The 18631-nt window shown below is 58.5% G+C and carries 16 protein-coding genes; 7 read left to right on the forward strand and 9 right to left on the reverse strand.

Annotation, left to right across the window (positions count from 1 at the left end):
- Positions 1-30: 30 nt before the first annotated feature.
- Positions 31-2364, reverse strand: coding sequence for a TonB-dependent receptor (locus JK213_RS08330; RefSeq protein ID WP_211571350.1), 2334 nt, complete (start codon positions 2362-2364; stop codon positions 31-33).
- A 150-nt stretch (positions 2365-2514) separates the two neighbouring features.
- Here JK213_RS08330 and JK213_RS08335 point away from each other — a divergent pair, with 150 nt between their 5' ends.
- The 6 genes from JK213_RS08335 (at position 2515) to JK213_RS08360 (ending at position 9252) form a co-directional block, all read left to right on the forward strand.
- A complete protein-coding gene (locus tag JK213_RS08335; RefSeq protein ID WP_211571351.1) occupies positions 2515-3459 on the forward strand; it encodes a LysR family transcriptional regulator in 945 nt (314 codons plus the stop codon).
- Between the two features lie 137 nt (positions 3460-3596).
- Positions 3597-4148 (forward strand): sorbitol dehydrogenase family protein, encoded by a 552-nt coding sequence (locus JK213_RS08340; RefSeq protein ID WP_194262462.1) that lies wholly within the window; start codon positions 3597-3599, stop codon positions 4146-4148.
- Positions 4149-4167: 19 nt separating this feature from the next.
- Positions 4168-5631, forward strand: a complete 1464-nt coding sequence (locus JK213_RS08345; RefSeq protein ID WP_194262461.1) for a cytochrome c — start codon at positions 4168-4170, stop codon at positions 5629-5631.
- Between the two features lie 17 nt (positions 5632-5648).
- Entirely contained in the window at positions 5649-7283 is a 1635-nt protein-coding gene (locus JK213_RS08350; protein WP_194262460.1) for a GMC family oxidoreductase, read from the forward strand.
- Between the two features lie 104 nt (positions 7284-7387).
- Positions 7388-7798, forward strand: a complete 411-nt coding sequence (locus JK213_RS08355) for a heme-binding protein (RefSeq protein WP_194262459.1) — start codon at positions 7388-7390, stop codon at positions 7796-7798.
- Positions 7795-9252 carry a carbohydrate porin gene (locus JK213_RS08360; RefSeq protein ID WP_194262458.1) on the forward strand — a complete coding sequence of 486 codons (1458 nt, stop codon included), beginning with the start codon at positions 7795-7797 and terminating at the stop codon, positions 9250-9252. Before JK213_RS08355 ends, JK213_RS08360 begins: the two co-directional genes overlap by 4 nt.
- A 34-nt stretch (positions 9253-9286) precedes the next feature.
- On the opposite strand, the gene JK213_RS08365 is transcribed toward JK213_RS08360, so the two are convergent.
- The 8 genes from JK213_RS08365 to JK213_RS08400 all read right to left on the reverse strand — a co-directional run bounded on the left by JK213_RS08365 (position 9287) and on the right by JK213_RS08400 (position 17600).
- Positions 9287-10621, reverse strand: coding sequence for a cytochrome-c peroxidase (locus JK213_RS08365; protein WP_228125501.1), 1335 nt, complete (start codon positions 10619-10621; stop codon positions 9287-9289).
- Between the two features lie 5 nt (positions 10622-10626).
- Complete coding sequence (locus tag JK213_RS08370) at positions 10627-12303, reverse strand: phospholipase C (protein ID WP_408869897.1); 1677 nt, start codon at positions 12301-12303, stop codon at positions 10627-10629.
- Positions 12304-12652: 349 nt separating this feature from the next.
- Positions 12653-13165: a hypothetical protein gene (locus JK213_RS08375; RefSeq protein ID WP_194262457.1), complete on the reverse strand. Its 513-nt coding sequence runs from the start codon at positions 13163-13165 to the stop codon at positions 12653-12655.
- Between the two features lie 46 nt (positions 13166-13211).
- Positions 13212-13811: a prepilin-type N-terminal cleavage/methylation domain-containing protein gene (locus JK213_RS08380; protein ID WP_194262456.1), complete on the reverse strand. Its 600-nt coding sequence runs from the start codon at positions 13809-13811 to the stop codon at positions 13212-13214.
- Positions 13808-14221: a prepilin-type N-terminal cleavage/methylation domain-containing protein gene (locus JK213_RS08385; protein WP_194262455.1), complete on the reverse strand. Its 414-nt coding sequence runs from the start codon at positions 14219-14221 to the stop codon at positions 13808-13810. The genes JK213_RS08380 and JK213_RS08385 overlap by 4 nt, the downstream gene beginning before the upstream one ends.
- Entirely contained in the window at positions 14211-14678 is a 468-nt protein-coding gene (locus JK213_RS08390) for a Tfp pilus assembly protein FimT/FimU (RefSeq protein WP_194262454.1), read from the reverse strand. Before JK213_RS08390 ends, JK213_RS08385 begins: the two co-directional genes overlap by 11 nt.
- Complete coding sequence (locus JK213_RS08395) at positions 14662-15912, reverse strand: type II secretion system F family protein (protein ID WP_194262453.1); 1251 nt, start codon at positions 15910-15912, stop codon at positions 14662-14664. The genes JK213_RS08390 and JK213_RS08395 overlap by 17 nt, the downstream gene beginning before the upstream one ends.
- On the reverse strand, positions 15909-17600 hold the full coding sequence (locus JK213_RS08400) for a GspE/PulE family protein (protein WP_194262452.1): 1692 nt from the start codon (positions 17598-17600) through the stop codon (positions 15909-15911). Before JK213_RS08400 ends, JK213_RS08395 begins: the two co-directional genes overlap by 4 nt.
- On the opposite strand from JK213_RS08400, the gene JK213_RS08405 reads away from it, so the two are divergent.
- Entirely contained in the window at positions 17599-18480 is an 882-nt protein-coding gene (locus JK213_RS08405) for an A24 family peptidase (protein WP_228125500.1), read from the forward strand. The two genes, JK213_RS08400 and JK213_RS08405, sit on opposite strands and share 2 nt — an antisense overlap.
- Positions 18481-18631: the final 151 nt, after the last annotated feature.

Raw genomic sequence — 18631 nt, forward strand, 5'->3', positions numbered from 1 at the left:
CCTTCTGGGCTGTAACGACGTTCGGCATCATCAGAAATTATAATTCAAACGGCCACCGACAAAACGGGGCGGCCCTGAAATCGCTGTCTGCACATTCGTGGCCTGAGAGCGCGTCAGATCATATTTCCGGTCGGCCAGATTGGTCGCATAAACCGTAGCGGACCATTTTCTCGAATTGGGCTCAAACGTCAGGAACGAGTTCAGAAGGAAATAGGCAGGGACAGTTCGGTAAGGCGGGTTGCCGGGAATCAGACCTTCTGCCCCACGATAGGAATAATCAACATCGAAGAGAACATGATAATGCGGAAGCACATGAATGGTATAAACAGCAGATCCGTTCATTGAAATCTTGGGAATGCCGCTGTCAACACCATGATAGTTGCTGTAAAACGCCTGCCAGATACCCGTCTTGGCGTAATAGGCATTCACCTGTGCCGCATTGATCGAATGGAACTGGTCATAGACGCCCCGTTGATATCCCACAACCTGCGTGAGGATCAGATCCCGCGTGGGATGCGCCTCCATGGAGCCTTCAACGCCCCAGATGGTCGAGCGCGGCACGCTGACATAAGACCCCACGGACCCATAGCTGGGGACAACAATGTTTCCGAGCACCTGCTGGTCACGATAATCATAATAGAAAGCCGCGGCATTCAGGCGCAGACGGTGAGAGAAGAAATCGTTCTTCGTCCCGATCTCATAGGCCAGAATTGTTTCCGGCTTGATGGGCTGTGCCTGCTGCGCCACGACCGTATTATTGGCCATAAACCCTCCGGGCTTCATGCCTTTGCGAATATCCGCGTAAAACAGACTAGTCGGCGTTGCCTGATATTCAATCCCGACCTTCCCGGTAAACTGGTTGGCGAGCGCACCATGCGTTCCGAAATTGAGGTCGTTATGCCCAAAGTGAATTGTCGTGAGATCGACAAACTGCCTGGAGTCCGATTCATGCGAGATACTGCCAACAAAACGCAGGTTTTTCAGAACCTTGTACCCCAGCGTGACATACTGGTTGAACGTCTCCTGCGGCGAACTGAACCTCGTTTCAGACATGTACCCACGCAGGGCATAATCCGAGAAATCATAATAGTTATTCTGCTTCTGCATGATCCGGTTGTAATAAAGACCGGCATCCCAGCTGAATCGGCTCGCACTGTCTTTCAGGTTGTGAAAACTAACTTCCTGCGTGAAAGAATTCGCAACCTGAGTGCGATAATCATCTGCCGTGGCATACGGCATACCATCCTGGTCTTGGTATTCATGAAGCTGAACGGCGTCATAAGCGCTTGAAACATCAAGCTCTCCAAATCGGAAGCGATGCGCCATGGCCAGATGAAAGCCCCAGTTCAGATCATTGAACTGGGGTTTGGTGTCATGATAGCCGATCAGCTTCGCAAACGCCGGCTTGATGTCCCAGCCCGTCTGGTAATAGCCAAGATCGCGCCCATACTGTCCCGCAAAAGCCGAGAGGTTGTTATTGATCCTGAAACCCGGAGCTTCCGAGCGGTTCAGAGACCAGTATCCGGTTAGATTGACATCCGTCTGTTCATCCGGCTGCCAGGCCAGCTTACCGCGGATCGCTCCGGTATGCTGGTCCCCGAGAGACTGCCCTGTATCACGGTTGGTGTAGTACCCGCCCCCCTCAAGAAGTTCGGCCGCCAGACGATACTGAAGATTATGCGTGATGGAGCCGGTGACGAATGCATCGGTCTTGCTCCTGTTGTAAGACGCGAAGTCTTCAGCGATCCCGGCATGGAACTGTTTTTCCGGCGCCTTGGTCGTAATCCGGACTTCACCGCCCGTCGTGGTCTGGCCATGCGTAAAGCCGGACGGTCCGGGATCAACCCCAATACTTTCGATATCGAACAGAGGCCCTGATGTCATGGACGAAATCGGATACGCCACACCATCAATATAGGGCATGACCGAAGGCGTATTGTTCATGGTCAAATCATTGAAACCGACACCGCGAAGATGGAAATTTAGCGCACTCGAACCATACTGAGTTTCAATCTGCAGGTTTGGCGCCAGTTTCTGAATATCCGTCGTGGTGATAACCGCGCGTTGCTGAAGCGTTTCCGAACTGATCATTGTGGTCGAGGACCCCACATGCTGCTCTGTATTAAAGCGCGTCGGCAGCTTACGCGTCGTCACTTTGATGGTTTCGGCATCCGTAGCCGTTCGGGATGTTGCATGGCCTGCATTCCTGTGACGCACCGAAGCGCTCCCCAAAGGTGCCGCATGTTTAATGGAATGCGCTGGGTGCGTTGGCGCAGCTTCGGCGGAATAAAGAGTTGCCCCAACCGTACCGAATGCCAGCGCTGTTGTGAGTTTACAGCTTCGGGAAAGAACGCGCAGCACCATGAAAAGCTTCCTTATAGAGGCCTGTCTATACGCAAGGGCAGATTGCAGGACACCCCGGACGACAGCCGGAAAGCCCTTCTCGTTTCTTAAATGAAATATTAAAAAAGCGATTGAATCCATGCCGTAACATCGACAAGAATGTTGCGTTCAATGCAACGGAGTAACGAAATGTTTGGGGGGCATGAATTAAGCGAACGAACCCTGCAATATCTGGACGCAGTCGCCCGTTTTGGCAGCATCCGCTCCGCAGCCACGGCCATCGGTGTCAATGCGTCCACGATCAGCCGTCAGATTGCGGCTCTCGAAGAGCAGCTGGCTCTCAGCCTTCTGATGAAACGCGGTCGCGTTACGGCCCTGACGGAAATGGGGGAAGTCGTCTGTAATTATGGACGCGAGCGCGCACGTCTGACGCGGCGTTTCCAGAACAGCCTTCAGGAATACCGCACGCTGGAACGTGGGCATGTCACGATCGGAAGTGGCGAAGGCATTGTCAGCGTTCTGATCAAGGCCGTTCTGCACCGGTTCGTCGCCAGTCATCCCGGCATCACCATTGAAATCCGCACCGCCCCCCTCCCCCAGCTTGTCCAGATGGTACGCGATGACGAAGTCGATGTTTGTATTTACGCTGGCACAGCGCGCGACCCCATCCTGAACGCCCGCCCGTTCCAGACCGAGCCGTTATGCGCGATCCTGCCAGCCGCACACCCACTGGCTACAAGAGACACCGTGACCATGGAAGATATCGTGGATAGTCCGCTGATCTTCTTTCAGTCCCATTTTGCCGCTCAGACCTATGTGGATGCCATTCTGGAAGACCGGCAGCTTAACTGTTTCCCGGCTTACCGGTGCGACCTGTTCGGAACAGCTTTGTCCCTTGTCGCGCATAATCTGGGTATTGCCTTCATGACAAAAGGTGCCGCGCAGGATTATATTGATCTCAATCGCGTCTGCGCCGTTCCTCTGGACCATCCTATTGCGAAATCCTTTGAACGTTATGCCGCCGTGCGCGCCGGCCGACGTCTGATGCCAGCGGCATTCGACCTGTGGCGGGATATTCTGACTGCCAATTCAGGAGTGTTCCAGACTCCTGCCTGACTCGCAATCGTTGCCTCTTAAAAACATTTGGCATCACCATTTTGTCAGAGCGAACAAGAAATAGTCATTTCCATTATTGACGAAAACTCAGGAAGAAAGCGCATCACACATCACGCTATTCCTTGAGGAGAGCGCCATTGGACACATTCTCTGATCCCAATCCGGTTTCGGCCACGCTCTCTCGCAGGCGGCTTCTGGCCCTTTCCGGTGCCTGTCTGACAGCGGTAGCCGTAGGATCGGCCAAAAAAAGTTCCGCTCAAGAAATAGTGTCCTCAAATCGTGATGGCATTTCCGACTTCATGCAGCTTTCCACCTTTGCAACCGGCCATAAAAACCTGGATCTCGGTGTTGGATCGGCACTTTTCCTGGCTTTTGAGGCTCAGAAACCGAATTTTCCCACGCAGGTCGCAGCCCTTCGTGAGCGTATTGCGAAAAACGGATATCCGGATGTCGAAGCGCTGGAGGCGGCCCTCACCGGTGATCCTCTGCACGCCACGCTCCTCCAGATTATTCGCGGCTGGTACTCGGGCGTCATTGAAAGCGGAACGAATGCCAAGGTTTACGCTTTCGAAAAAGCGCTGATGTATCAGACATCCCGCGATGTCGTCGTCATCCCGACCTATGCTCATAACGGGCCGAATTACTGGGTTGCAGAGCCCGCTTCCGTTGCTGTCATGCCGGAATTCTAAGGGAATTATCTCAGTGATCATGCGATATTTTCGTCCCCTGTCCGGCACGGCCCTGACGACTGTCCTGCTCCTCGCCGGAACGTCCGCTTTGGCGCAACCGACGGAGCCGACACCCGCCTCAGCCCATCGTCCCTCCATCAGTCGCGGTCACTATCTCGCGATCGCAGCGGACTGCGCGGCCTGTCATACCAACGGACGCGATGGCCAGTTTCTGGCTGGCGGGTATGCCATTTCCTCTCCGATGGGGAATATTTATTCCACAAACATTACGCCATCGAAAAAATATGGCATCGGAAATTACACGCTCGAGCAGTTCTCGCAGGCGTTGCGGCACGGTATTCGCGCCGATGGAGCACAGCTTTATCCGGCCATGCCATATGACGCCTATAACCGTCTGACGGATGAAGACGTCAAATCGCTCTACGCCTACATCATGAATGAGGTGAAGCCTGTAGACGCTCCTTCGCCTAAAACGCAGCTTCCCTTCCCGTTTTCCATCCGCGCCTCTCTGGGCATCTGGAAAATTGCTGCACGGATCGAAGGCAAGCCTTATGTTTTCGACCATACCCATAACGACGATTGGAACCGCGGCCGTTATCTGGTCGATGAACTGGCCCATTGCGGCGAATGCCATACACCTCGCAACTTCCTCCTCGCCCCGGACCAGTCCGCCTATCTCGCCGGTGCAGACATAGGCTCCTGGCGCGCACCCAATATCACCAACGATCCCCAAAGCGGCATTGGCGGCTGGTCGGATCAGGATCTCTCTCAGTATCTGAAAACCGGCCAGACAGCGCATGCCCGTGCGGCTGGTCCAATGGCTGAGGCGGTCGAGCACAGCCTTCAATATCTGCCGGATTCGGACATTTCGGCAATCGTGACCTATCTCCGTTCCGTTCCGCCCAAGACCGAAGCCGGAGAGACCGTCGCCAATTTCGCACATTCCGGCCGTCCATCCAGCTACAGCGTGGCAGACGCCAATGCGCGCCGAAACAACAGCACTCTGGCCCAGACCACAGACGGCGCTGCACTTTATGAAGCCGTTTGTGCGAGTTGCCATCAATCCAACGGCAAAGGATCGCCTGACGGATATTATCCCTCCCTCGTGGGAAACACGACGACGGGTCAGCGCAATCCGAACGACCTGATTGCCAGCATTCTGTATGGCGTGGACCGTACGACAGAAAAGCACGAAATCCTGATGCCTGCTTTCGGCCCAGACTCTCTGGTTCAGCCGCTGACGGATGAACAGATCGCAACGATCGCAGATTACGTTCTGAGCCATTTTGGTAACGCACAGGCCACCGTTTCCGCAGAGGCTGTCAAACAGGTCCGCATGGGCGGCAAGCAGGTTCCGCTCGCCCAACTCGCAAATCCGGGCGTGATGCTCCTGCTCGGGGCCGGTGGTGTCCTTGGGGTCATCGTCGTGGTGGGTGGCATCTGGTGGCTGGTCAGCCGTCGCAAACAGCGTGTCGCTCAATAGAATTCAAGGATCATATCATGTCTGGTGAAACGCTTTCGGCTGATGTCGTCATCATTGGAGCAGGAATCTGCGGCTCCCTGCTTGCCCATAAACTCGTCCGTAACGGGCTTTCCGTTCTGCTGCTGGATGCCGGTCCGCGCCGCGACCGCTCGCAGATTGTAGAGAACTGGCGGAACATGCCGCCCGACAATAAATCCCAGTACGATTACGCAACGCCTTATCCCAGCGTTCCGTGGGCTCCGCATACCAACTATTTTCCGGACAACAATTACCTGATCGTCAAAGGACCGGACCAGACGGCCTACAAGCAGGGCATCATTAAGGGCGTTGGCGGCACGACATGGCACTGGGCCGCGTCAAGCTGGCGCTACCTGCCCAATGATTTCAAACTGCATTCCACCTATGGCGTCGGACGCGACTACGCCATGAGCTATGACGAACTCGAACCCTATTATTATGAGGCCGAGTGCGAAATGGGCGTCATGGGGCCGAATGATGAAGAAATCATCCCCTCAGCGCCCCGCAAAAATCCCTGGCCCATGACCTCCATGCCTTATGGCTATGGAGACCGCACTTTTACCGAGGTGGTCAACAAGCTCGGCTTTTCAAACACGCCCGTTCCACAGGCCCGTAACAGCCGCCCCTATGACGGGCGCCCCCAGTGCTGCGGCAACAACAACTGCATGCCGATCTGCCCGATTGGCGCGATGTATAATGGCGTCTATGCCGCGCTGAAGGCCGAAAAGCTCGGCGCAAAAATTATCCCAAACGCCGTCGTTTATGCGATGGAAACGGACGCGAAAAACAAGATTACTGCCATCCGCTTCTACGATCCCGAAAAACAGTCCCATCGGGTCGTTGCCAAAACATTCGTCATAGCGGCCAATGGAATCGAAACCCCGAAATTGCTGCTTCTCGCCGCAAACGACCGCAATCCCAACGGCATTGCCAACTCGTCCGATCTCGTCGGGCGGAACATGATGGACCATCCAGGCATCGGCATGAGCTTCCAGTCCGCAGAGCCTATCTGGGCGGGTGGCGGATCGGTCCAGATGAGTTCCATCACCAACTTCCGGGACGGCGACTTCCGTTCGGAGTATGCGGCAACACAGATTGGTTACAACAATACGGCCCAGAACTCGCGCGCAGGCATGAAAGCCCTGTCCATGGGGCTGGTCGGCAAGAAGCTGGATGAGGAAATCCGCCGTCGTACGGCGCATGGTGTGGACATCTATGCCAACCATGAAGTCCTGCCCGACCCGAACAACCGCCTCGTTCTTTCGAAGGACCATAAGGACGCTCTGGGCATTCCACACCCCGAAGTGACTTATGATGTGGGCGAATATGTGCGTAAATCGGCTGTTATTTCCCGGCAGCGTCTCATGGACATTGCCAAGGCCCTTGGCGGAACGGAAATTGAGATGAGCCCGTATTTCACGCCCAACAACCATATTACCGGTGGCACCATCATGGGCCACGACCCGCGCGATTCCGTCGTGGACAAGTGGCTCAGAACCCACGACCACGCCAATCTGTTTCTAGCAACAGGCGCAACGATGGCGGCCTCGGGAACGGTGAATTCCACTCTGACAATGGCCGCTCTTTCACTGCGCGCCGCAGACGCCATTCTCAATGATCTGAAACAGGGATAGGTCTTTTGAAAACAATGTTCCAACGCAGGACCACGGGCCTCGTCCTCAGTCTTCTCATCGCAACAACAGGCCTTGCAGGGTTTGCATCAGCGAAGGATCTGACAGTGAATCTGACAACTTCCAATACTCTGATCGATCAGGCCCAAAAGCTGGCTACGGCCAGTCATAACCGCGTGGCCATAGCGATTGTCGATGCAGGCGGAAATCTGGTGGCCTTCCAGAAAATGGATGGTACGCAGCTCGGCAGCATCGAACTGGCTATCCGTAAAGCCAAGACAGCCCTGTCTTTCGCCCGACCGACCGCCGACATGGAACATGCCCTCAATAGCGGCAACTACATGATCAGCACGCTGCCCAACGCGCTTCCCGCAGGCGGCGGTTATCCGATCGTGGTGAACAACGAACTCGTAGGCGCCCTTGGTCTGAGCGGTGGCGAGGGCGAAACCGACGCCCATCTCGCCCAGTCCACAGTCACCACGTTCCTGCAGGCTTCAAAGGCAAAGAGCACTGAATGAAAACCCGACGTCTCCTGCACAGGAAAAAGCTGGCCGGGTTTTTCCTGTGCGCGGTTCTGGGGATCATTGGCCCCGGCCGTCAGGCACTCGCACAGAGCGAGACCTCCCAGAACCTTGCAACACCTGACTCTTACAAGTCCCGCGCTTTTGCCATGGAAGGCGTGGGCACATTCACGGTTGGCCCACTCGTGCCATCGCTGTACGGCAACCCTCATCTGTTCGGAGACTGGGGCGGAGCCCAGACATGGCTGACAAAGCACGGCATGTATCTCAATGTCGCGCTCAATGAAGAATACATGGGCAATGTTACCGGCGGCCGGACGCGAGATAACGTGCTGGCCGGTCAGGTAGCGGCCGAACTGGATGTGGACTGGCAGCAACTTGCAGGCGTCAAAGGGCTCTGGACGCATCTTCTCGTGATTAACGGACATGGACGCAGCTTCAGCCACACTCTCGGCGATTCTGTTACAAATCCAGAACAGATTTATGGCGCACGCGGTAACGTCATCGCGCATCTTGTCTCCATGTATGCGGATAAATCCTTCCTGAACGACCGTATCATCCTGTCTCTTGGCGACATTCCGACGGGAAGTTTCTTCGCTTTTGATTACGTTGCCTGTTCCTTCATGAACGTTTCGGTGTGCAGTAACTTTGCTCCCGGTAAATATGTTCCCGGCGGACGTGACTGGCCGTCAGGAAATCTGGGTGGCGTGTTGCGCCTGCGACCGACAGAGCAGACCTATATCATGGCAGGCGTTTTCGCGGTGTCTCCACACAGTTATAACGGCGGTATTTCAGGCTGGGCCCTGGCCCAGAGCGGCCTGGGGAAAGTTTCGTCACAGATCGAAATCGGCTGGATGCCCTCTTTTGGCAAAGACAAATTGCGGGGCAATTACAAGCTGGGAGCCTGGTACGACAACTCGCGCTATCCGAACCTCTACGAAGACATCCACGGCAACTCCTTTCAGGCCACAGGTCTGGAACGCCGCTATGAAGCCGGGATGACATCAGCCTGGTTCATGTTCGACCAGATGCTGGTCCGCAACGGACCAGGCGTGACAGACGGACTGATCGTGATTGGGGGCGTCGGATATGCGCAGGGCAATCTTGTTGCCATGCGCGACCACGAATGGATTGGTTTCGTTGAGAGCGGAACTCCATGGCATCGAAGCGGCGATCAGGCCGGTATCATGTTCCAGCACATGGACATGAGCCATACCGTGACCCTTCAGCAGGAATCGTCACTGGCGCTCGGACTGCCCTATCTGGCCAATCAGTGGGGGCCTGTTTACGGAGTGCAGCACTGGGAAAATGTCTATGAGGCGTTTTACAGCACCCACATCATGCGCGGCACAACCCTGCAGGCTGATTTCCAGTACCTTCAGCGCCCGGGAGCAACAACGACGTTCAAAGACGCCGCCGTCATCGGCGGGCAGTTAACGTCGAATTTCTGAGATCCTCCTGCAAAAGAGGATCTACAGAATTCCCTCAGCGGTCCGTCAGAGTTTTGAGAAACGCAATAATGGCCTCGCGATCATGCGGGGTCATGGCGGGCTGCTCGCCGGGTCTGCGATCGAATGGAGCGTCAGTCGTGTCCAGATTGGCGCGATACTGGACCGGGAGATCGTTGTACGCCTCGACATGCCCGGTCTTTGAAACCGGATAGAAGCGTTTGGGTTCAAGGTCGCGCAGGGCGTAGAAATCAAGTACGTCCTCCAGCGAACGAAAAACCCCGTTATGGAAAAAGACCTTGCGGGTAGCCACGTTGCGCAGCGTCGGCGTGGTGAACATACCGCAATAAAGGCTCAGAGCCGTTCGTCCGTCAGGCTGACGATCACAGACCCCGAGATCATAGGAAGACGGATTGTGGTTGGCCTTGAGCGCCATGTTACGCGGCGCTCCCAAAGCTTCGTACTGGTGATCCGTGAACAGTGGCGGCAGGCGCGTGCTGGCAACCGTATCGACATGACATGCCGCGCAATTGCCTTTTGCGGGATCATTGAACGCCAGATATCCCTCCCGTTCCAGAGGGGAGAATTTTTCATGCCCTTCGAGCCATCCATCGAATTTACTGTTGTAGCGATGAAAGGTCGGGTCTTCGATCTGATACCGGGCCATGGCAAAAATCGCCTCGGCCAGCAGGAGCGAAGAGGAGGCGTTGGCACTGGCACCCGCAAGCTGTTTCAGTGTGTCCGAATAGGGCGCATGAATGACGCGCTCCGTCACCTTTTCAGGCGTCGATGCCATTTCGGCGGGATCGTAAAGCGGGCCGAGGGCCTGCTCCTGCAAGGTGTCGGCACGGCCATCCCAGAACAGGCCACCCTGCGGCACCATATTTGCTGATGCAGCGCCCGGATTGGCTGCATTTTTTCCACCGCGCTGCGTAGCCGCCGCATTGGCCACGATGGCGGGCGCGGCTTCGCTGGTCGGATTGTCAGGGCCGATGCTGAAATTGGGGTTCCGCTCGGCATAGGTCAGGGTCGGAATGGAGCGCCGTCCCTGAAGATCCAGATGCGCACCACCCAGAAAAACAGGTGTTGCAGCCGAGGATGCGTAATGATTTCCGGGTTCATGACACGACGCGCAGGACAGTCGGCCAGACCCGGAAATCAGAGGATCGTGAAAGATCTGTTTCCCGATTTCCGCCATCTGGGAGAGCGGATGAACATCCGGTCTCCGCAACGACACAGGACAGGGATTGCTGCCATCCTCTGCGGGAAGGCAGGAGCCAGTCTGCTGCGCCAGAGCACTTCCCGTCCAGAGAAGCGCCAGAAGGGTGATGCGACCCAGAACGGGCCGCATCCGATGGTGAAAATCGGGCATAAAGATCAGAGGTAGCGTGAGAACATGGAGAAGATCGAGGACAGCAGGGAGGAGAAATAACCCTGCGCGTTATCGTTGGACGCCGTGTCACCCGAGTGATGGCCGAACGGTGAGTCATCATGCCCGAAAGAATGATGGCCACCGCCATGATGCGGGTGACGGGTGGCAACGATATCGCCCGTGTTATCGTCGAGTTCAAGCGTTTCCGTGTTGGGGTCGTGACGGAAGTCGAACAGATCGTCGATCTTGCCAGCCGTGGCGTCAAAGGACCCCTGTCCCAGACGCTTGCCGCCGAGCCAGTTGTCTTCAATGAAGCGCGCGATGGACGCCTGGGTCGTCAGGGTATGGCTGACGAAGTTCTGCTTGGCCCAGGGCGAAATCACGATCAGCGGGATACGCGTGCCGGGTCCGCAACGACCATTGACCGGCTTTCCGCCAACACCTGTCGGAGCCGTACCGGTACCGCAGATGCCCGCGCCACCCAGCTGGTCCGCAGCAGCATCGAAAGAGCCATGTGTCGGCGCGACATAAGCATGGTCATACCAGCCGTCGGAGTCATCATAAGCGATCAGGATCGCCGTATCCTGCCATTCCGGCAGCTTCTGAACGGCATTGACCACATCAACCACACCAACCTGCTCGTCCAGCGGGTCGGAATAGCCGGCATGACCGTCCTGATAGGCCGGGAGCTTCACGAAAGACACGGCAGGCAGGTTGCCGGCTTTCACGGCGGCGTAGAAATCCTTCAGATCATATTCATGATTTGCCGGTTCCTTTTTCGCGGTCCCCGGAACGTAGCTGTATCCGATGGAGCTGACCGATGCCGGGCGTGCATGGGTCGGATTGGACGTGCTGAGGTAATACTGGAACCAGTTGTGATGAGGGATGTAGTCCGCAACATTTTCGGACACGATGCTGGAATATGTCGTGCGCGAGCAACCCTTTGACCCGTCCGTATTGGAAGCGGTGAGGTCAAAGCCTCCCATGAAGCCGCCCCAGGTAATGCCACGCTCGTTCAGCAGATCGCCGATATTACGACCTGTCATCATGCCCTGATTGGTCGTGGAGGAGCAGGCGTCGTAGCCGGGGTCGATGTCGTTGACCATCGTCCAGCCACCCTGTCCGTCAGCCACATACGCGGACGACTTGGCAACGGTGGACGGCTTCTGCGTGGTCGCCAGCAGCTTCAGACCATTCGTCTGACCGGAAACGACTTCAAGCGCACCCGGCGTCGAAGGGCCATAGGTGTCGGTGTAGGAATTGTCGCTCATGGCAAAGCGCTGTGCATAACGCCAGTACGCCGTGACCGTGTTGCCATCGTAATAGCCGAGAACCTGCCCCTTGGTGCCGAAAGCACCAACGCCGCCGGATGTGCCCTTACCCGTGTAGAGCGGGAACAGGTCCGCCTTGCCGTTGTCATAGGCCATCTGTTCGGCCGTATAGGCGTGGTTCTGGTCAGCCGTGCTGGCCTGCGTACGATCCAGACGGAACGGAAGCGCTGCGTCAGATCCGTTGGCCGTATTGGTGTTGGGGTTCTGCTCCAGCAGTCCCTGCGAAAGCAGGTTGTTGACTGTCGGCGTACCGGGGCGCGCTCTGAAGCCCGGCTCTCCCGTGGGGTTCGCAGCCTTCGGATAGGTGGCGAAGTAATGATCGAAGGAGACGTTCTCCTGATAGATCACCACGAGATGACGAATGGGCGTCTTTGTTTCGGACCCATGCTGGAATGAACCCTGATTCTGGTTCTGTCCCTGATCGTTCCAGGGATTCCAGCCACGGGCCTGGCTGAGGGCAGGAGCGGCAACGGACAGGGAGAGAAGTACGGACAGTGCAATTTTGGTGCGCTTCGCAGACACGTCGCGGAATCTTTCATGATGCACGGCATGACCGGAACAAGGTGCCAGAGGTTCGGGCGAACACCATCTTTACCGGCCCACGCCAACACAGTGGATGAGACAGTGCGTTAACTAAATGAAAGCCTTTGAAAGAAGTGTTATGGTTTCGTGAAAAGCGATATCGTTTGACACATCACTGTCACGGAGCCTCTCCCGACGCCGGATCGAAATGAAACGTCGGTTTTGGCTGCCCCGGAATGGGGGGAGTCGGCGGAGCGGCCGGTGGCGTAACCGGCGCCGTTGTCCCCTGCGGCTGGGGCACAGTCTGAACAGGATGTTTCGTAAAAAGCGGGGCAAGACGCCGCACACTTTGCCCGCGCCTGAGAATCACCCCGGTCCCACTGATCTCTGCGATGCTCCAGTCGCCCACTTTGTCTCCGACAGCCACGACTTTGCCGCGACTGCCAGAAGCGCCGGTCCGGACGATCGCCCGCCATCCTCCCGGTCGACCGGCAATCCCCACAACCTGCGGCTCACCCGCCTGCACAGTGCCTCGTCCCTTTGGCTGGCGGTCAGGCTCGAACAGGGGGCGCGCCAGAATGGAATCGACATCAACCTTCTGCGGCTCCTTTGACGGTTGGGCACAGGCCTGCCCCATCAGCAGGAAACTCCCGAACAGACCAACCTGAAACCGTCGTACCAACATCATCATGGAACGTCTCTTCCCTGAACTGAGCGCATTTTCTGCCCTCATGCCCTCACTCCCCAGCCGGAGCGGCGAGCAACGGACGCACCAGAATGGCGGGCCAGAGTTCCCGCCCGTCGACGCGCTCCATCCGGATGCGGACAAGCAGGGGAAGCACCCGGCTTTCCCATGTTTTCTGCCAGACATAATGTCCCTCAACGACGCCGTAATAAGAAAATTCAACGCGCCCCACGTCGCGGACCAGCGTTTCTTCATGCGGAACTTCAGGTTGCAGGGCGCAGTCCGCCCGGCGGAACCGCCGCCAGCGCAGAACCAGCCGTTTGCCCGCATCCACGCCAAACGCCACCTGAACCTGCTTGCCGTAACCGCCCTGCTCCGGAAGCCACGACACGAAACCGAGCCGCTCCGCATCACCGGAAAAAACGGAGCCTCCCCGGATATCGGGCGTCTCTGCGCGCTCGATCAGACGACGCAAAGAGTCTTCCGCCCCCTGAAACGTCGCTTCGTCTCCATAACGTCGCTCCGCCTGCGACCAGCCCCGCGTTCCCACGCCCACACCCTGCCAAAGGGCGACGGACAGCAGCCCGAACACGACCGTCACGACCAGAATTTCCAGCAGCGTGAAGCCGTCTTCTCCCGAATCTGGATTCATTCCTGCGCCGCAGCCCCGACTGCCCTCCCCGACAGAGACACAGACTGCGCCGAGCCGTCTTCCCACACCCGCACCTCGACCGAAAACAGCCCCAGTGACGCCCGCTCCCCCTGTGCCGGAGCCGCCGCAACCTGTCGGATATCCACGCTGGAATGATAATGCGGCGGGACGTCATAGGTCTGCGACCCCGGTCGGAAAGACGGCATGGCCAGCGCACCATCCAGCTGCGACCGGGCCACAGAGAGCAGGCGCAGACCATGATCGGCCCGTCCCCCACCCGCCAGTCCGGCTTCGATCGAGCCCAGCATGGCCGCCAGAGCAAAACCCGCAATCATCAGGGCCACGATGACTTCCAGCAGCGTGAAGCCCTGATCCGGGCGCAAAGTGCGGACCGGTTGTTCAGCGCTCATCGATCTGGATCCGTCCCGTCACGTCACTGAAGCTGACAAGAGCGGCATGATGGCCCAGAACAACCATCAGCGGCGCGCCCGTCACACGCCCATCCGCCATGAACCGGTAAGACGCCCGCGCCATCATCCCGCCCGAGACCGTCGGAACAAACACCCGCGCAGGCTTGTGAATGCGCGTCGTCCGGAGCGTGCGCCCCTCAACCGTCAGGAACGTCCCCTCCGCGCTGTCCAGCAGAACCGTCACGGTTTCACCACGGGTTTCAGACAGATCCTGAGCCTGATGCAGAAGATCCACAACCTGTCGCCGCGCCACGGAAAAGGACAGGGCCTCACTCCGCAGCGGTCCCCGCTCCAGCGCAACACCCAGCAGGATTCCGGCAATGGCCAGCACCACCATGATTTCCAGAAGGGTAAAACCGGCCTCCCCCCGGCCCTGCGCGTCAATGTGCAAGATCATTGAGGCTCAGCATCGCCAGAAGCAGCGCGGAGACGATCCCGGCGACCAGAACGCCCATGATGATGGTAATCGCCGGGACGAGAATGGCCAGAAGACGCTGGATGATGACGCGGCTTGCATCCTCGTGAATATCCGCAGACCGCAGGGCGATGGCCGAAAGCTGTGCCGTTTCTTCACCCACACGCAGAAAATGGATCATGGCTTCGGGAAAAACCTTCGTCCGCTCCAGAGAATAGGCCAGGCCCCGCCCCTCGCGCATGTCCCGCGTGGCCTCGCTCACACACGCCGCGCCCGCCGTATTGCCAATCACCCCTTCCGTGATTCTCAGAGCCCCCACGATAGGCACACCGTTCTGCATCAGCGTGCCGAGCGTGCGGGTAAACTGGGCGGCCATGATTTCCAGCAGCAGCGATCCAAGGATCGGAACCCGCAGCAGAAAACGGTCAAAGACAAGCCGCCGCTCAGGCTTCCGAAGTATGGCGTTAATACTAACGCCCGCAATTCCGAAAGCGGCCAGCAGCACCAGCCCCCAATGCGTCAGGAAACTGCCCGTCGCAATCACGATCCGCGTTGCAAGCGGCAGGGTGGCGCCATTTTCCTCAAACAGAGGCACGAACTGCGGCAGCACCTGCGTCAGCAGAAGCACGATCGAGAACACGGACGCCACGACCAGAACCGCCGGATAGATCATCGCGGACTGGATGGTCGCCCGCAGCTTTCTCTCCCGTTCGAGCAGTTCCGAAAGATGCAGCAAAGCCTCTCCCAGCGCGCCCCCCGCTTCCCCGGCCCGGACCATACCCACATAGAGTTTTGGAAAGACGGAGGGCATGGTCTCAAGGGCCTCGGCAAAGGCCTCACCATCCCGCACGCGGTCCCGCAACGCCCCGATGACCCGACCATTGCGCGGCCCCACGGCCGTTTCCCCCAGAAACCTGAGGGCACGGTCCAGATCGAGCCCGGCGGTCAGCATGGTTGCCAGTTTGCGGGTAAAATCCGCAACCTCCGCAGGCCGCAGCCGAAGTGCATGACGCCGTCCAAGCAGCATCCGTACGCCGCCCTGCACTACGCCACGGCGCGTTGCGGGCGCAACCTGCACGACCATCAGTTTCTGCCGTTGCAGCCGCTGCATCACCTGCTGTTCAGTGCTGGCAAGCATGTCGCCATGCACCAGCCGCCCGTCCGGACCAACCGCACTGTAGTGCCACGTCTCGGAAGGCCCCGACGCCGCACTCATCCGTCATGCCCGATGATGCGCGAAACCTCTTCAAGGGACGTCTCTCCCTGAAGCGCCAGCCTCAGACCCGCCTGAAACAGCGTTTCCATTCCTGCCGCAACGGCTGCCTGTTCGATCTCGGAATGGTCCGCCCCTGCCATGATGAGACGGGAAATCTCCCGCGATGTCGGCAGGAATTCCGCCACGGCACTGCGGCCGCTATAGCCGGTCTGACGACACTCCGCACAGCCCACCGGATGCCACAGCGTGTGCGACGCCCCCGGATCAAGACCCAGACGCTGCGCCAGTGCCGGATCGACAGCTTCGGGACGGCGACAGTGTCCACACAGCCGCCGCACAAGCCTCTGCGCCAGAATACCGCGCAGAACGGCCGTCATGAGATAGTCTTCCAGCCCCATGTCCCGCAGTCGCGTCACCGCCGCCGCAGCCGAATTCGTATGCAGCGTGGACAGCACGAGATGCCCGGTCAAAGCCGCCTGAACGGCGATCTGGACGGTCTCGATATCGCGGATCTCACCAACCATGATGACATCCGGATCCTGACGCAGAATGGCGCGGAGCAGACTGGCAAATGTCAGCCCGATGGCCGGTCTGATCTGAAGCTGGTTGATCCCCGAAAGCTGGTACTCCACCGGGTCCTCGACCGTCATGACATTGCGCTCGGTCGCATTGAGCCCAGCCAGCCCGGTGTAAAGCGTTGTTGTCTTCCCCGAACCCGTCGGCCCCGTTACCAGAACGATCCCGTTGGGCATCTCCAGCGCAGAGCGGAACGCCGCGATGACGGAGGGCGCAAGGCCCAGACGGCTGTAGTCGAAACTGACGGTCGTCCGGTCCAGAACACGCAGGACAACCGTCTCCCCATGCAGCGACGGAACGGTCGAAACCCGGAAATCCACCTCATGCCCGCGCACGGCCAGCTTGATGCGCCCGTCCTGCGGCAACCGGCGCTCCGCAATATCCAGCTTGGCCATGATCTTGATGCGCGACACGATCGCAGCCGCCAGACGCGGGCTCTGGCTGTCCACTTCATGCAGCACGCCGTCATAACGATACCGGACCACAAGCCGGTCCTCGAAGGGTTCGATATGAATATCCGACGCCCGCGTTTCCACAGCCTGGAAAATCAACTGGTTCACCAGCCGGATAATCGGTGCTTCGCTGGCGAGATCCTTCAGCCGGTCCGTATCGTCCTCCGCGGCAGACCCTTCCGCGTCGAAAGCACCCTGCCCTCCGGAGCCGTCCGCGCCGTCCTCAGGATAAAGCCGGTTCAAAATCGCTGAAATATCCGACGGCCGCCCCACCTCACGCCGGACCTCACAGCCCGTAGCAAGCTGAACAGCGGCCGAAGTATAATCATCCAGCGGATCCGCCATGGCCAGACGCAGCGTACCCTGCGCATGGTCCAGCGGAACGGCCCGTGCCTGATGTAGGAACCGTGACCCCAGATCGTCAGGCAGGACCGGTTCCTGAACGGCGGCCAGATCCTCCGGCGTCAGAACCGTTACGTCCAGCATGGCCGCATAGGTTGCGGCCAGATCGCCCTCGCTGACCAGACCGAGCTGGAGCAGAACAAGCGCCAGAGACTGTCCGGTCTCGGTCGCGACATTGCGGGCCCGTTCCAGCGCGCGACCTTCGCAGACGCCACGCTCGCTCAGCGCGGCCTCAAGGCGCGTGTCAGCCGGGAACATGGCGAATTCCGCTTGCCGGGCCGGGCAGACGCACACTTCTCACGCGCTTGTCGTGCGATTGCAAATCCGCCAGTGTCCCATCGCCATGACCGTTTCCCTGCTTGTTGCCGTTTTCCTTCTGGCCCCGGTTGCGGGGAGTTTCCTGGGCGTGCTCATACGCCGGATCCCGAGGGGGGAAACCGTGGTCTCCGGCCGCTCGCATTGTGAAAGCTGCCATGTTCCGCTGTCTGCCCGCGACCTGATCCCGATCCTGTCCTATGCGGCGCAGAAGGGGCGATGCCGTCACTGCAAGAGCCGGATTACCCCGGACCATCTCTGGATCGAACTTGCAGCGCTCACCGTGCCCGCCATGGCCCTTCTGGCCCGCGTGATAGCCGCTCATTTTCAGGACCTCCCCTTCCGGCTGGCCAACTGGGACGCGTTGTCCCTTATGGGAGACTGCATCCTCGGCTGGGGGTTGCTGGCCCTCTCCGTGATCGACCTCACCTGCCTGCGGCTTCCCGACATGCTGACGCTGCCGCTGCTTCTGGTGGGGCTTGTGGAAGGATATGCCACAGCCGGAACGGAAGGCGTGCTCGACCGTGCGCTCGGGAGTGCGGCCGGGTGGCTGATCTTCGCGCTCATTGCCGCCGGATACCGGATGATCCGTCACAGGCAGGGTCTCGGAGGTGGGGACGTCAAGCTTCTGGCCATGGGCGGAGCCTGGGTCGGGCTGGGCGCTCTGCCTGTCGTCATCGGTGCGGGTTCGGCCTTGGGTATCGTGCTGGCTCTGGCAACGGCCATGCGCTCGGGGCGCTTCAACATGACGATCCTTGTTCCCTTTGGCCCGTGCCTTGCCGCAGCGATCTGGCTGGCGCGTCTCATGCTATGCCGTTCGTGATCCTGACATGATCCTGCGATGACTTACCCGATGCCCTGATGCAGGGGCAGAGAGGTTTTCGAACTGTCATGAATTTATAATATTCCAGCCCTGTCATCGGGCAGGGGTGCAATGATATTGCCTCGCGAAGCTTTTCATTGCCTTTCATGTG

The organism is Gluconobacter sp. Dm-44, from assembly GCF_018256175.1.
Lineage (GTDB): Bacteria > Pseudomonadota > Alphaproteobacteria > Acetobacterales > Acetobacteraceae > Gluconobacter > Gluconobacter cadivus.